The organism is Curtobacterium sp. MCPF17_003 (assembly GCF_003224385.1).
Taxonomy (GTDB): Bacteria; Actinomycetota; Actinomycetes; order Actinomycetales; family Microbacteriaceae; genus Curtobacterium; species Curtobacterium flaccumfaciens.
Window position 1 is genome coordinate 42601 of the sequence record NZ_QKLC01000002.1, and the last position, 14320, is coordinate 56920.

Sequence of the window (14320 nt, forward strand, 5' to 3'; positions counted from 1 at the left end):
GCCAGTCTGCTCCCCGGCGCTGGGTCCGCAGCGTGCGGGTGGCCCGGTCCGTCGCGTCGCCCCGTCCTCCTCCACAGCCTGGAGGCCCGGCGCGGCTTCCACAGGTCGGCGCGGGCCCGGCGCTGGCCTCGGTCCTGCGGCGGACACTCGTGCCGTGGAGACAGCACTGACGACTGTGCTCCGCGAACTCGAGAGCCGACTCGCCGGGCGCGCGCTCCGCAGACGTCCGGCGTCCGGCCGCACACCGCCCGACGGCCAGACCGAGCAGGAAGGACCCGGCTGATGTCGACCCTGCGACCGCTTCCGGACGCTCCGGACATCGACGAGGACGACGACGTCCTCTTCGCCTGGGACCACGGCGCCACCGTCGACGAATGGCGGGAGTCCCAGCGCACCGGTGTGGTCACCGTCTCGATGCGTGTCACGTGGTGGTGGCGCAGGACCCGATGGGTCCTGCGCTGACCGAGGTGGCTAGACGCCGACCTCCTGGTAGGCGGTGAAGAGCAGGTGGTCCTCGGGGCCCTCGAGCACGACGGGCTTGCCGACGCCGTCCAGGATGATGAACCGCAGCATGCCGGCACGGGCCTTCTTGTCGCGACGCATGGTGGCGAGCAGCCCCTGCCACCGCCCGACGCCGTACGAGGTCGGCAGGTCGAGCGACTCGAGGATCGTCCGGTGCCGGTCGACCGTCGCGTCGTCCAGGTGGCCCGTGAGTCGGGCGAGCTCGGCGGCGAACACCATGCCGACCGACACCGCTGCCCCGTGGCGCCACTGGTACCGCTCGGCGTGCTCGATCGCGTGCCCGAGGGTGTGCCCGTAGTTCAGGATCTCGCGTCGGCCCTGCTCGGTGAAGTCGTCCGAGACGACCTCGGCCTTGAGCGCGATGGCGAGCTCGACGACCCGCCGGAACTCCGGCGTCGTCGGGTCGGTCACCCGGTCGACGTCGGCCTCGACGATGTCCAGGATCTCGGGTACGGCGATGAACCCGGCCTTCACGATCTCCGCGAAGCCCGTCAGGATCTCGTTGCGCGGCAGCGTGCGGGCGAGGTCGAGGTCCACGACGACGGCACGCGGGGCGGAGAAGGCGCCGACCAGGTTCTTGCCCTCGTTCGTGTTGATGCCCGTCTTCCCGCCGACGCTGGCGTCCACCATGCCGAGCACGCTGGTCGGGACGGCCACGTACGGCACACCGCGCAGCCAGGTCGCGGCGACGAAGCCGGCCAGGTCGGTGACGGCACCGCCACCGAGGCCGATGACCGCGTCGGTGCGGGTGAAGTCCGCCTGCCCCATGATCTGCCAGCAGAACGCCGCGACCTCGACGCGCTTGGCGCCCTCGGCGTCGGGGACCTCGGCGATCAGGGCTTCGAGCCCGGCCTCGACCAGCAGCGCACGGAGCTCGTTCGCCCGGGCACCGAGCGTCGGCGAGTGCACGATGAGGACCTTGGCGACGCGCGGGCCCAGGATCGAGGGCAGGGCGCCGAGCAGGTCCGTGCCGACGGCCACCGTGTAGCCGTCGTCACCGCCGACCCGGATCTCGGTGGTCCCGGCGGGCAGGGTCGACTCGGTCACGGTGCTCCTTCGGTGCTGGTGGTCGCGCTGCCGGGCGCGGTGGTGGTGCTGCCGGGCGCGGTGGTGGTGCTGCCGGGCGCGGTGGTGGTGGTGCCGTTGCGCTCGGAGGCGTTTGCGTCGCTGCGCTCGGTGGTGCCGGCGTCGCTGCGCAGCCACGTGACGACCTCGTCGACCACCCGGGACATCGGCCGGCGAGACGTGTCGACCACCACGTGCGCGAGCTCGGCGTAGGTGGCGGCCCGCTCGTCCATGATCGTCTGCCAGGCGTCGATCCCGCCGTTCGCCAGCAGCGGCCGGTCGGACCCGGCGATGCGGTCGGCGACGGCCTCGGGCGACACGGTGAGCAGGACGATGCGCGCCCCGCTCAGGGCCTGCCGGGTGTCCGCGTGGGTGACGGCTCCCCCGCCCACGGCGATCACGCCGCCGATGGCGAGCGCTCCCCGGACGGCCTCGGCTTCGAGCGCGCGGAACGCCGGCTCACCGCGGTCGGCGAAGATCCCGGGGATCGGCCCGTGCTCGCGCACGATGACCCGGTCGGTGTCCGTGAACGGGACGCCGAGCGCCTTCGCGACCCGCTTGCCGACGCTCGACTTGCCGGCGCCCATCGGGCCGATGACGACCACGGGCGCGTCGGCGCGTCCGACGTCGGTGCTCACAGGTCGGTCGAGGTCGCCGACGGCTCGGTCCGGCGCGTCCGCAGGGTCTCCGGGATCGCGGCGAGGTAGGCGTCGAGGTTGCGCTTCGTCTCGACGACGTTGTCGCCGCCGAACTTCTCGAGCACCGCGTCGGCGAGCACCAGGGCCACCATCGCCTCGGCGACGACACCCGCCGCGGGCACGGCGCAGACGTCCGAGCGCTGGTGGTGCGCCGAGGCGTCCTCTCCGGAGACGACGTCCACCGTGTGCAGGGCGTGCGGGATGGTCGCGATCGGCTTCATGCCGGCGCGGACCCGCAGCACGGTGCCCGTGGACATCCCGCCCTCGGTCCCACCGGCGCGGTCGCTCGTGCGGTAGATCTCGCCGTCCTCGCGGTACAGCTCGTCGTGGGCGGCGGAGCCCCGGCGCCCGGCGGTCGCGAAGCCGTCGCCGACCTCGACGCCCTTGATGGCCTGGATCCCCATGATCGCCGCGGCGAGGCGGGCATCGAGCCGGCGGTCCCAGTGCACGTGCGAGCCGAGGCCCGGCGGGACGCCGTAGAACAGCACCTCGACGACGCCGCCGAGGGTGTCGCCGTCCTTCTTCGCGGCCTCGACCTCGGTGACCATGCGTGCGGAGGTCTCGGCGTCGAAGCAGCGCAGCTGGTCCTCGTCGAGGCGGTCCACGTCGTCGGGCAGCGGCAGGTCCGTGCCGTCCGGGACCCGGACGGTCCCGACCTGCAGCGTGTGCGCCACCGAGCGGATGCCGAGTTCGGCCAGGAACGACTTCGCGACGGCGCCGAGCGCCACCCGGGCAGCGGTCTCGCGGGCGCTCGCACGCTCCAGGATCGGGCGGGCCTCGTCGAAGCCGTACTTCTGCATGCCGACCAGGTCGGCGTGACCCGGACGCGGTCGGGTCAGCGGGGCGCTCCGACCGCGGGACATCTCGGTGGACTCGATCGGCTCGGGGTTCATGACCTCGACCCACTTCGGCCACTCGGTGTTGCCGATGCGGATCGCGATGGGGCTGCCGAGCGAGTAGCCGTGCCGGACGCCGCCGGACACGTGCAGCTCGTCCTGCTCGAACTTCATCCGCGAGCCACGGCCGTAGCCGAGCTTGCGGCGCGCCAGATCGGCACGGATGGACTCGAACGACACCGGGACACCCGCGGGCAGGCCCTCGAGCATGGCGATCAGTTCGGGTCCGTGGGACTCACCAGCAGTCAACCAACGAAGCATGCCGCAATCCTCCCACAGCGCACCGCCGTGCGACGTCGCCGTCCTACTGGTAGTCGGGGTGCGCCCGGAGCCACGCCTGGAACTGCTTCACCGCGACGAGGTGCTCGTCGTAGGTGTTCGAGAACACCGTCTCGCCGGTTTCCAGGTTCACCGTCACGAAGTACAGCCACTTGCCCGGGGCCTCGTTCGTCACGGCCTTGATCGCGATGTCCCCGGGGTTGGAGATCGGTGCCGGCGGCAGCCCCTCGTGCACGTAGGTGTTGTACGCGTTCGACTCGTCGGCCCGTTCGGCGTCGGTCGTCGTCACGGTGTGCGTGTTGCCCGTGCCGTAGGCGACGGTGGCGTCGGACTGCAGGCGCATGCCCTGGTCGAGGCGGTTCTGGAACACCCGCGCGACCTTGGGGTAGTCGGCCGCGAGGCCGGCTTCCTTCTGCACCAGCGACGCGAAGACGATGGTGCGCTCCTGGTCGGCTTCCTTGACGCCGGCTGCGGACAGGTGCTCCTTCATCGTGTCGACCATCGACTTGAAGTACTGCTCGGCGGTCCAGCCCGGGTTGATCGGGTAGGTCGCGGGGAACAGCCAGCCCTCGAGCGTCGTGACGCCGGTCGGCAGGTCGTAGGCGGACAGGTCCTTCGCGGCCGCGTCGACCTCCTTCGCGGTCAGGCCGGCCTTCGAGACCATCCCGGCCTCGATGTCGGCGAGAGCGGTGCCCTCCGGGATGATGATCGACGCCTGCACGCGGTTCTTCGTGTCCTGCAGTGCCGCGAGCGCGGACTTCGAGCTCATCTGCTTCTTCAGCGCGTACGAACCGGGCTGGAACTGCACGTCCGGCGAGGCCAGCAGGAGCTTGTAGAACACCTTCGAGTCCTTGACGACGCCGCTGCGCTGCAACGTCGCGGCGACGTTCTCGCCGATGTCGCCCTGCTTGATGGTGATGGTCACCTTCGAGGTGCCGTCGCCCGTGTAGTCGTCCGGCTCCTGCGCGCCGCTGATCGCCGCGACGAGCTGCTGGATCTTGGGGGCGGCGAAGGTGTACGCCCCGACGCCGGCGGCGAGCACGACCGCGACGATGACGAGCCCCGCGATGAGCGGTCCGCGTCGGCGCTTCGGCCGTGGCTCCCGGGGCGGCCTGGAGGCGCGTCCTCCCCCGCCTCGTCCTCCGCGGCCGCCGCCTCCCGCGGCGCCACCGCCGCCGGTCACGTCACCGTCGTCCGTCCCGTCGGCCCCGGATCCGCCGCCGGCAGCGGTCGCCCCGGGCTCCGTCGGCAGCTCGCCGGTCAGCAGTGCGGCGACCTCGGGGTGCAGGTCTTCGGGACGGGTGGCGATCGGCGCGTCTGCGGGGGACGCCGCGCGTTCGTCGTGTGCGGCTGCCGGCGCATCGGTGGTCCGTTCGGGGACCGGCGGCTCGTCGATCGCTGCGACACGGGCTCGTTCGGCCTCGAGGGCACGGGCTTCGCGTCGGGACATCGGAGGCGCCGGGGGTGGGGTCACCTGACCAGCGTCGTCGCGGTCATCGGTGCCTGTCGTGCGGTCGGAAGTCGCCTTCCGCCGCTCGGCGTCGTTGCCGGGCGCGATGATCGCGTTCCAGTCCAGATCGTCTGCCAACGTCCTCGGTCTCTCGGTCGGGAACTCCACCTGGGCACCGTCGTCCTCGCAGCTGACGACGAGAGCACCCATGTGCGGTACCGGGCAGCCCTGTCAGGGAAGCGTGGTGCCCGGAGGGGCACCGGCACTGCGCTCGTGGTCGAGCGCGTGTTGCAGAATGATAACAGCGGCGGCTTGGTCGATCACGGCCCGGGACTTCTTCGTGTTCTTGCCGGCGTGGTGCAGCCCCCGCTGGGCCGTCACGGTCGACAGTCGTTCGTCGACCAGGCGCACCGGCCGACGCGCCGCGATCCGGGCGGCGAAGACGCGGGCGTCCTCGGTCGAGGCCGTGTCCCCACCCGACATCGACAGGGGCAGCCCGACGACGACCTCGAGCACGTCGTACTCGTCCGCGAGCTCGAGGATCCGCCGGAGGTCCTTCGAGTCGTCACGACGGACGGTCTCGACCGGGGTCGCCAGCAGACCGTCGCGGTCGCACACGGCGACCCCGATCCGGGCGCGCCCGACGTCCACGCCGAGCCGCCGCCCAGACCGGATGCCCACGGTCAGCCCGCGAGCCGTGCGGTCACGGCACGCAGCGCCGCGGGGAGCGCGGCCGCGTCGGTCCCGCCGCCCTGCGCCAGGTCCGGCTTGCCGCCGCCACCGCCACCGAGCACGCCGGCGGCCTCCTTCGCGAGGGGGCCCGCCTGCACGCCCGCAGCACGAGCGGCGTCGTTGGTCGCGACGATCACGATCGGCTTGCCGCCGACGACCGCCCCGAGCACGACGACGGCCGCGCCGTCACCGAGCTGGCCGCGCACGCCGGTGGCGAGCGAGCGCAGGTCGTCGCCGGACTGCAGACCGTCGACCGTCTCGGCGACCACGGTGGTGGCGCCGACGGTCGTGGCGTTGCGGGCGATGGCGGGCACGCGCTGCTGCAGGTTCGCCGACTCGTACTCGGCGAGCTTCTTCTGGGCGGACCGGAGGTCCTCCATCAGGTTCTGGACGCGGGCCGGCAGGTCGGCACGGGGTGCCTTGAGCGCGCTGGAGAGCTGCGACACGATCGTGCGCTCGACGGCGAGGTCGCGGAACCCCTCGAGGCCGACCAGTGCCTCGACGCGGCGGTTCGTCGAACCGACGCTCGACTCCCCCACCAGGTTGACGAGCCCGATCTGCGCGCTCGAGGCGACGTGCGTGCCACCGCAGAGCTCGCGGGACCACGGGCCGCCGATGTCGACCATGCGGACCTCGGCGCCGTACTTCTCACCGAACAGGGCCTGCGCCCCGAGGGCCTTCGCCTCGTCGATGGGCAGGATGCGCGTGGAGACCTCGAGATCGGTGCGGATCGCGGTGTTCACGACCTCCTCGATCTCGGAGCGGGTCTCGAGCGAGACCGGCTGGGACCACGAGAAGTCGAGGCGCATGTAACCGGACTTGTTGTACGAACCGGCCTGCAGCGCCTCCGGGCCGAGGATGTCGCGGAGGGCCGCGTTGACCAGGTGTGTCGCGGAGTGCGCCTGGGTCGCACCGCGGCGGTACTCCGCGTCGACGACGGTGCTCGCGGCGTCGCCGACACCGACCTCGCCGGAGCGGACCTGCACGGTGTGGCTCCACAGCCCGGAGACCGGTCGCTGGACGTCGAGGACCTCGAGGTCGAACCCGTTGCCGACGATCGAGCCCTGGTCGGCGTCCTGGCCACCCGACTCGGCGTACAGGGAGGTCTCGCCGAGGATGACCTCGGCGATGTCACCAGCGACCGCACGGTCGACGCTCACGCCGCCGACGATGATGCCGAGCACGCGCGTCTCGGCCTCGAGCGCGTCGTAGCCGAGGAACGTCGTCTCGCCCTTCGCCCGGAACGCGCTGTACACGCTCAGGTCGGCGATCGCGGTCTTCTTGCTCTTCGCGTCGGCCTTCGCCCGGGCACGCTGCTCGGACATCAGGGTCTCGAACGCCGTGCGGTCGACGTGCACGCCGGCTTCCTCGGCCATCTCCATCGTCAGGTCGATGGGGAACCCGAACGTGTCGTGCAGCAGGAACGCCGTGTCGCCGCCGATCGACGGGGCGCCGTCCTGCTTCGCGCGCTCGACCGCGACGTCCAGGATGGTCGTGCCCTGCGCCAGGGTGCGGAGGAAGGTCTCCTCTTCCGCGTAGGCGATGCGGGAGATCCGGTCGTAGTCGGACGCCACCTCGGGGTAGGCGTCGCGCATGGCGTCGCGGGACGCCGGGAAGAGCTCGGGGAACGTGGGGGCCTCGACACCGAGCAGGCGCATCGCGCGGACGGTGCGACGGAGCAGCCGACGGAGGATGTACCCGCGGCCCTCGTTCGACGGGCTCACGCCGTCGGCGATGAGCATCAGCGAGGAACGGACGTGGTCGGCGATGACGCGCATCCGCACGTCGTCCTCGTGCACGGCACCGTAGGGCCGGCCGGAGATCTCGGCCGCACGGTCGAGCACCGGGCGCACCTGGTCGATCTCGTACATGTTGTCGACGCCCTGCTTGATGAAGGCGACGCGCTCGAGCCCCATGCCGGTGTCGATGTTCTTGTTCGGCAGCTCGCCGGTGATCTCGAAGTCGTACTTCGACCGCACGTCGGCGATCTGGTACTGCATGAAGACGAGGTTCCAGATCTCGACGTACCGGTCGTCGTCCGTCGCCGGGCCGCCGTCGATGCCGTACTCGGGGCCACGGTCGAAGAAGATCTCCGAGCAGGGACCCGCCGGTCCGGGCTGTCCGGTCGACCAGTAGTTGGTGTCCTTGCCGAGGCGCTGGATCCGCTCGTCGGGCAGCGAGGAGTGCTGCTTCCAGAAGCCGATCGCCTCGTCGTCCTCTTCGTAGACGGTGACCCAGAGGTCGTCGGGTGAGAAGCCGAGCCCACCGTCGGTCTCGGGCTTGGTCAGGAACTCCCAGGCGAACTGGATCGCCTGCTCCTTGAAGTAGTCGCCGAACGAGAAGTTCCCGTTCATCTGGAAGAAGGTGCCGTGGCGAGGGGTCTTGCCGACCTCTTCGATGTCGTTCGTGCGGATGCACTTCTGCACGCTCGTCGCCCGCGGGAACGGCGCCGGGATGAGACCCGTCAGGTACGGGATGAACGGCACCATGCCGGCGACCGTGAAGAGGAGCGACGGGTCGTCGGAGACGAGGGACGCGGACGGGACGACGGTGTGGCCGCGGTCACCGAAGTACTGGAGCCAACGGCGGCGGATCTCTGCGGTCTGCATGGTGCTTCCTGGGTTCAGGTCGTGGGTGGAGGAGGGTCGTGGCTGCTCGGTCGGAGCGCTCAGACGTCGGTACGGAGCTCGGCCTCGCGCGACCGGTAGCCGTCCGCGACGGCACCCGTGAAGGCCTTCGTCTTGGCGTTCACCTCGGCGAAGAGCCGGGCGCCACCGGAGGTCTGGGCGACCCGGTGTGCGACGGCGAACCCGATGACGATGCCGACGGCGACGAAGAACAGCTGTTTCACGGTGCCTCTCCCTCTGTGCACCCGGGCGGTGCATGCCCGGACAAGCTTAGTCGCCGGGCACTTCCGCGCGTCCCCGTCTGCAAGACGCCGTCGTGTCGGCGCGACGCCGCCGAAACCGACGGCGTCTCGCGCACACCGAGGCGCCTCGCCGAGACGACGGCGTGTTCCGGCGCCGGAACGCCGAACGGCGGGTCGCCCTCGAGAGGACGACCCGCCGTTCGGGTGTGATCAGTGGATCAGCGAGCTGCGTAGTACTCGACGACGAGCTGCACTTCACAGGTCACGGGGACCTCGGCGCGCTTCGGGCGACGCACGAGGCGCGCCTGGAGCTTCTCGATCTCGACCTCGAGGTAGCCCGGGACCTTCGGGAGGACTTCCTGGTGGCCACCGGCAGCGGCGACCTGGAAGGGCTCCATCGACTCGGACTTCGCCTTGACGTGGATCAGCTGGCCCTCCTTGACGCGGAAGGAGGGGCGGTCGACGAGCTTGCCGTCGACGAGGATGTGGCGGTGCACGATCAGCTGACGGGCCTGCGCGGTGGTGCGGGCGAAGCCGGCACGGACCACGAGGGCGTCGAGGCGCTGCTCGAGGAGCTCGACCAGGTTCTCACCGGTCAGGCCCTTCGTCTTGCGGGCCTCTTCGAAGACGATGCGGAGCTGCTTCTCGCGGATGCCGTACTGGGCGCGCAGACGCTGCTTCTCACGGAGGCGGACGGCGTAGTCGCTGTCCGCACGACGGCGCGTACGGCCGTGCTCACCGGGCCCGTAGGGGCGCTTCTCGAGGTAACGGGCAGCCTTCGGCGTCAGCGGGATGCCGAGTGCGCGCGACAGGCGGGTCTTGCTGCGGGTACGTGACTTGGTAGACACAGGGTCCTTTTCTCTGTTCGAACTGAATACTCACCGGAGGCCGGGCACGCGAGTGCCGGTGGCCCCGACGACGGGATCCAGAGGGATGAGCCTGTGGGATCGGACGGCTACAGTCCGAACCTCTGCCCCCGTACCACCGGAGTGGCACTCTGTCCTCGACGCAGCCGTGCTCGAGGACCAGGACGTAGGCCCGGCAATGCTAGCAGCATCGGGGCGAGCGCAGAAGCACCGACGCTAGTGGCCGCGTGTGATCTTCCGGAGTCGTTCGAGCCGCGGCCCGACCTCGCGCTCGTACCCGTTGGCAGTCGGCGTGTAGTACTCGGTGCCCTCGAGTGCGTCCGGCAGGTACTGCTGCTCGGCGACCCCGTGCTCGGCGTCGTGGGAGTAGACGTACCCCTTGCCGTGCCCGAGGCGCTTCGCCCCGGCGTAGTGCGCGTCGCGCAGGTGCATCGGGACCGTGCCCATGCGCCCCGCCTTGACGTCGGCCATCGCCTGGTTGACCCCGTTGTAGGCGGCGTTCGACTTCGGCGCCGTCGCCAGGTAGACGACCGCCTCGGCCAGCGGGATCCGCCCCTCGGGCATCCCGATGAGCTGGACGGCCTGGGCCGCCGCGACGGCGATGGGCAGCGCCTGCGGATCGGCCATGCCGATGTCCTCGGACGCGGAGATGATGATCCGCCTCGCGATGAACCGGGAGTCCTCGCCGGCCTCGATCATCCGGGCGAGGTAGTGCAGGGCGGCGTCGACGTCGCTCCCCCGCACCGACTTGATGAACGCGCTGATGACGTCGTAGTGCTCGTCGCCCTGTCGGTCGTAGCGCAGCAGGGCCCGGTCGACCGCTGCCGCGACGGTGTCGGCATCGACGACGGGCACGGTATCGTCGTCCTCGTCCTGCGCGGCGCTGGCCGACGCCGCCGCGGCCTCGAGCGCGGTGAGGGCACGTCGGGCGTCACCGGACGCGAGCCGGATGATCGCGCTGCGGGCTTCGTCACCGAGGACGACGGCACCGCCGAGCCCGCGGGGGTCTTCCACCGCGCGGTCGACGAGCATGCCGAGGTCGGGATCGGTGAGCGGTTTGAGCGTCAGGAGCAGCGAACGGGACAGCAGCGGCGAGATGACCGAGAACGACGGGTTCTCGGTGGTGGCCGCGATGAGGATGACCCACCCGTTCTCGACGCCGGGCAGCAGGGCGTCCTGCTGGGCCTTGCTGAACCGGTGGATCTCGTCGAGGAACAGCACCGTGGTCGACCCGTACAGGTCACGGTGGGTCAGCGCCTTCTCCATGACCTCGCGCACGTCCTTCACACCGGCGGTCACGGCCGAGAGCTCGACGAACTCGCGACCGGACTGCCGTGCGATGGCCTGCGCCAGCGTGGTCTTGCCGGTTCCGGGTGGTCCCCACAGGATCACGGAGACCCCGCCGGGGTTCTCACGCGTGCCGGTGGCGAGCTGCACCAGGGGCGAACCCCGGCCGAGCAGGTGCTGCTGACCGGCGACCTCGTCGAGGCTGGTGGGGCGCATCCGGACGGCGAGTGGGACGGAACCCTGCGCGAGACCGGCGCGACCACCCGTGGTGGGCGCGTGCATTCCCGAACGATCCGCTGCCATCCTGCAATCGTAGGCCGGTCCACCGACGCAGGCCGCGCCTCCCGACTGGTGGCGGCGACCGTTCGGCTACGCTCGTTGCACACTGCGACGAGAGGGCAGACCAGCACCGTGGCACCGAAGAACCCAGCGCGTGACAACCGTGAGGCGCGCGAGCGCCTCCGCCTCTACCAGGCCCGCCAGGGCCTCCACGAGCGGCAGCGACGCCGCCGCGTGCGGGACAACCTGATCGGCGCCGGTGCCCTCGTCCTCGTCGCGGCCCTCGCCACCGGGTCGCAGCTCGCCTTCGCAGGATCGCGGGGATCGGACGCCCAGGCCCCGAGCGCCTCCGCGTCGTCGACGGCCACGCCGTCGGCCAGCGCCACGGCCGGCAACACCGGCGACGTGCCGAGCAAGTCGATCGCGAAGGGCACGACCTGGACCGGCACCCTCACGCTCAACGAGGACATCGACCTCGGCATCGAGCTGGACGGCGCGAAGGCGCCGCAGGCCACGAGCGTCGAGATCTCGTTGATCCGTGAGCAGTTCTACAACGGCACCACCTGCCACCGGCTCGCCGACAGCGACGGGCTGAAGTTCCTGCAGTGCGGCTCCGCGAACGGCGACGGCACCGGTGACGCCGGCTTCGAGTACGGCCCGCTCGAGAACGTGCCGGAGGACGGCGTCTACGAGGAGGGCACGATCGCCATCGCACGGTCGGACTCCCCGTACTCGCAGTCGACGCAGTTCTTCATCGTCTACGGGGACACCACGCTCGACGGCTCCACGGGCGGCTACACGGTCGTCGGCAAGGTCACGAGCGGGCTGTCCGAGCTCGAGTCGAAGATCGCCGCGAAGGGCATCGCATCGCCCGGCGGCGACGGCACCGGCGAGCCGAAGGTGGCGACGAAGATCACCGACGCGACCATCGCGGAGCAGAAGTAGTCCACAACCCGGCGCACCGGTCGGGCGGCGGAGCCCGTCCGTGCAATAGGCTGACGACCTGACCGTGCCGACGGTGACGTCGGCGATGCACGACCACGATCGAGGCGAGACCTGTGGGATCTGACGAAGCAACGACCTGGGGGCGGGTCGACGAGAACGGGACCGTGTACGTCCGGTACGAAGAGACCGAACGTGCTGTCGGTGAGTACCCGGACGCCACCCCCGAAGAAGCCCTCGCCTACTTCGCGCGGAAGTACGCCGACCTCGAGGGGCAGGTGAAGATCGCCGAGCAGCGCGTCCAGCGCGGTGCGTCGGCGAACGACGTCGCCCGGACGGTGGAGCACCTGACCGCTCTGGTCGCCGACGCGCGGGTGGTGGGTGACATCAAGTCGCTCGAGACCCGCGTGGGCGCGCTCACCGAGCAGCTCGGCTCGCTCACCAAGGAGCAGGCGGAACAGGCGCAGCAGGCGCTGCAGGACGCCCTGGCGCACCGCACCGCCCTGGTCGAGGAAGCCGAGGCACTCGCCGCGGTGGATCCGGCGCGCGCGCAGTGGAAGCAGATCACGGCGCAGCTCGACGACGTGTTCGCGCGCTGGCAGCAGCACCAGCACGACGGCCCGCGCATCCCCAAGAACGAGGCCAACGACCTCTGGAAGCGGTTCCGCGCAGCGCGGTCCACCGTTGACCAGCACCGTCGTGCCTTCTACTCCGAGCTGGACGCACAGCACCGTGACGCCCGGACCCGCAAGCAGGAGCTCGTGGCGCAGGCCGAGGCCCTCGCGCCCCGCGGTTCCGACGCGATCCCGGACTACCGCCAGCTCCTCGACGACTGGAAGAACGCCGGGCGTGCAGGCAAGCGCCACGACGACGCACTCTGGGCGCGCTTCAAGGCCGCCGGAGACGTGCTGTTCGAGCAGCGCCACGCCGAGAGCGCAGCTGAGAACGAAGAGTTCTCCGCCAACCTCGAGGCGAAGCAGGCCCTGCTGACCGAGGCCGAGCCGCTCCTGCAGGCGACCGACCGGGTGGCCGCGCGCAAGACCCTCACCGGGATCCAGCGCCGGTGGGACGAGATCGGCAAGGTCCCCCGCGGTGACGTCCGTCGGGTCGAGGACCGCCTGCGTGCCGTCGAGGACCACGTGCGTGGGCTCGAGGACGCGCACTGGAAGGAATCGAACCCGGAGCGCAAGGCCCGTCAGAACGGCCTCGCGAGCCAGCTGGAAGACGCGATCGGCAAGCTCCAGTCCGAGCTCGCCGCGGCGCAGGCCACCGGCGACGCCCGGAAGATCAAGGACGCGCAGGAAGCCCTCGACGCCCGCAAGATCTGGCTCGACGCCCTGGGCGGCTGAGCCTCCGCACCACGAACGACGCCCCCGTGACCGATCGGTCACGGGGGCGTCGTTCGTGCCGGGGGAACCAGCGGGCGAGCCGGACCAGCGTGCTGGCCGATCCAGCGTGCTCAGCAGGTCAGACCGGCGCGGGCAGTCCGAGCAGCAGCCGGATGTCGAGGTCGTCCTGCCGCATCTGCGCGGCGAGCTCGTCCATCGACGAGAACTTCACCATGCCGCGCACGTACGACACGAAGAGCACCGAGATGCGATCGCCGTACAGGTCGATGTCGACGTCGAGCAGGTGCGCCTCGATCTGCTTCGCCGGCACGCCCTCGAACGTCGGGTTGTTGCCGACCGACACCGCTGCCGGGTAGACGGTGCCGTCGTGCAGCACCCGGGCGGCGTAGACGCCGTCGGCGGGGACGAAGCCCTCGCACGCCGGGTCGAGGTTCGCGGTGGGGTACCCCATCGCCCGGCCGCGCTGGTTGCCGTGCACCACGACGCTCCGCACGGCGTGTTCCCGCCCGAGGAGTCGTGCGGCCTCGGCCACACGGCCCTGACCCAGGAGCTCCCGGATCCAGGTGGAGGACACCCGGCGCTCACCGTCGGGTCGGACGTCGTCGATCAGGTCCACGTCGTCGATGAGCTCGACCGTGAACCCGTGCTGCTCCCCCATGGCACGCAGCAGCGCGACGTCGCCGGCGCCCTTCGCGCCGAAACGGAAGTCGCTGCCGACGAAGACGAGCCGGGCGTGCAGGGTGTCGACGAGGATCTCGGACACGAACGCCTCGGGCGACTTCGACTGCAGTTCCTGGTCGAACCGGAGCAGCAGGGTGGCGTCCACCCCGGCATCCTCGAGCAGTTCGCGGCGCTGCGCGGTGCTCGTCAGGGCCGGCGGGACGTGCGGCGGGTCGATGACGTTGAGCGGGTGGCGGTCGAACGTGACCACGGTGGCCACGAGGTCGTGCTCGCGAGCGGCACGCTCGAGGTGTGCGATGACGGCACGGTGCCCGACGTGCACGCCGTCGAACTTGCCGATGGTGACCGCACTCGGCCCGAACCCGTCCGCCACGTCGGCGGTGTCCTCGTAGAACTGCACGGCTG

Annotated in this window: 14 protein-coding genes; 4 read left to right on the plus strand and 10 right to left on the minus strand. The window is 71.0% G+C overall.

Features of this window, described 5'->3' with window-relative positions:
* The first annotated feature begins 154 nt into the window (after positions 1 to 154).
* Both DEJ30_RS18460 and DEJ30_RS02870 read left to right on the plus strand, forming a co-directional pair.
* Positions 155 to 283, plus strand: coding sequence for a hypothetical protein (locus DEJ30_RS18460; protein WP_258369792.1), 129 nt, complete (start codon positions 155 to 157; stop codon positions 281 to 283).
* Entirely contained in the window at positions 283 to 462 is a 180-nt protein-coding gene (locus DEJ30_RS02870) for a hypothetical protein (RefSeq protein ID WP_110858977.1), read from the plus strand. The genes DEJ30_RS18460 and DEJ30_RS02870 overlap by 1 nt, the downstream gene beginning before the upstream one ends.
* 9 nt (positions 463 to 471) lie before the next feature.
* Here the strand turns inward: DEJ30_RS02870 and aroB are convergent, their stop codons facing one another.
* From aroB to DEJ30_RS02915, 9 genes are all read right to left on the minus strand, one after another.
* Positions 472 to 1569: a 3-dehydroquinate synthase gene (aroB, locus tag DEJ30_RS02875; RefSeq protein WP_110858978.1), complete on the minus strand. Its 1098-nt coding sequence runs from the start codon at positions 1567 to 1569 to the stop codon at positions 472 to 474.
* On the minus strand, positions 1566 to 2225 hold the full coding sequence (locus DEJ30_RS02880; protein ID WP_181419977.1) for a shikimate kinase: 660 nt from the start codon (positions 2223 to 2225) through the stop codon (positions 1566 to 1568). The genes aroB and DEJ30_RS02880 overlap by 4 nt, the downstream gene beginning before the upstream one ends.
* Complete coding sequence (gene aroC, locus DEJ30_RS02885; RefSeq protein WP_110858979.1) at positions 2222 to 3442, minus strand: chorismate synthase; 1221 nt, start codon at positions 3440 to 3442, stop codon at positions 2222 to 2224. The genes DEJ30_RS02880 and aroC overlap by 4 nt, the downstream gene beginning before the upstream one ends.
* A gap of 43 nt (positions 3443 to 3485) precedes the next feature.
* On the minus strand, positions 3486 to 5048 hold the full coding sequence (gene mltG, locus DEJ30_RS02890; RefSeq protein ID WP_258369793.1) for an endolytic transglycosylase MltG: 1563 nt from the start codon (positions 5046 to 5048) through the stop codon (positions 3486 to 3488).
* A 93-nt stretch (positions 5049 to 5141) separates the two neighbouring features.
* Positions 5142 to 5585, minus strand: coding sequence for a Holliday junction resolvase RuvX (gene ruvX, locus DEJ30_RS02895; protein ID WP_181419994.1), 444 nt, complete (start codon positions 5583 to 5585; stop codon positions 5142 to 5144).
* A gap of 8 nt (positions 5586 to 5593) precedes the next feature.
* On the minus strand, positions 5594 to 8251 hold the full coding sequence (alaS, locus tag DEJ30_RS02900; protein WP_110858981.1) for an alanine--tRNA ligase: 2658 nt from the start codon (positions 8249 to 8251) through the stop codon (positions 5594 to 5596).
* Positions 8252 to 8310: 59 nt separating this feature from the next.
* Complete coding sequence (locus tag DEJ30_RS02905; RefSeq protein ID WP_027465751.1) at positions 8311 to 8493, minus strand: hypothetical protein; 183 nt, start codon at positions 8491 to 8493, stop codon at positions 8311 to 8313.
* Between the two features lie 236 nt (positions 8494 to 8729).
* Complete coding sequence (gene rpsD / locus DEJ30_RS02910) at positions 8730 to 9359, minus strand: 30S ribosomal protein S4 (RefSeq protein WP_017887166.1); 630 nt, start codon at positions 9357 to 9359, stop codon at positions 8730 to 8732.
* A 234-nt stretch (positions 9360 to 9593) separates the two neighbouring features.
* Positions 9594 to 10946 (minus strand): replication-associated recombination protein A, encoded by a 1353-nt coding sequence (locus DEJ30_RS02915; protein WP_110858982.1) that lies wholly within the window; start codon positions 10944 to 10946, stop codon positions 9594 to 9596.
* 129 nt (positions 10947 to 11075) lie between these two features.
* On the opposite strand from DEJ30_RS02915, the gene DEJ30_RS02920 reads away from it, so the two are divergent.
* Positions 11076 to 11888 (plus strand): peptidylprolyl isomerase, encoded by an 813-nt coding sequence (locus tag DEJ30_RS02920; RefSeq protein ID WP_110858983.1) that lies wholly within the window; start codon positions 11076 to 11078, stop codon positions 11886 to 11888.
* Positions 11889 to 12001: 113 nt separating this feature from the next.
* A complete protein-coding gene (locus tag DEJ30_RS02925; RefSeq protein WP_027465754.1) occupies positions 12002 to 13234 on the plus strand; it encodes a DUF349 domain-containing protein in 1233 nt (410 codons plus the stop codon).
* A gap of 118 nt (positions 13235 to 13352) precedes the next feature.
* Here the strand turns inward: DEJ30_RS02925 and DEJ30_RS02930 are convergent, their stop codons facing one another.
* Positions 13353 to 14315 carry a bifunctional riboflavin kinase/FAD synthetase gene (locus DEJ30_RS02930; protein WP_110858984.1) on the minus strand — a complete coding sequence of 321 codons (963 nt, stop codon included), beginning with the start codon at positions 14313 to 14315 and terminating at the stop codon, positions 13353 to 13355.
* Positions 14316 to 14320 lie beyond the last annotated feature (5 nt).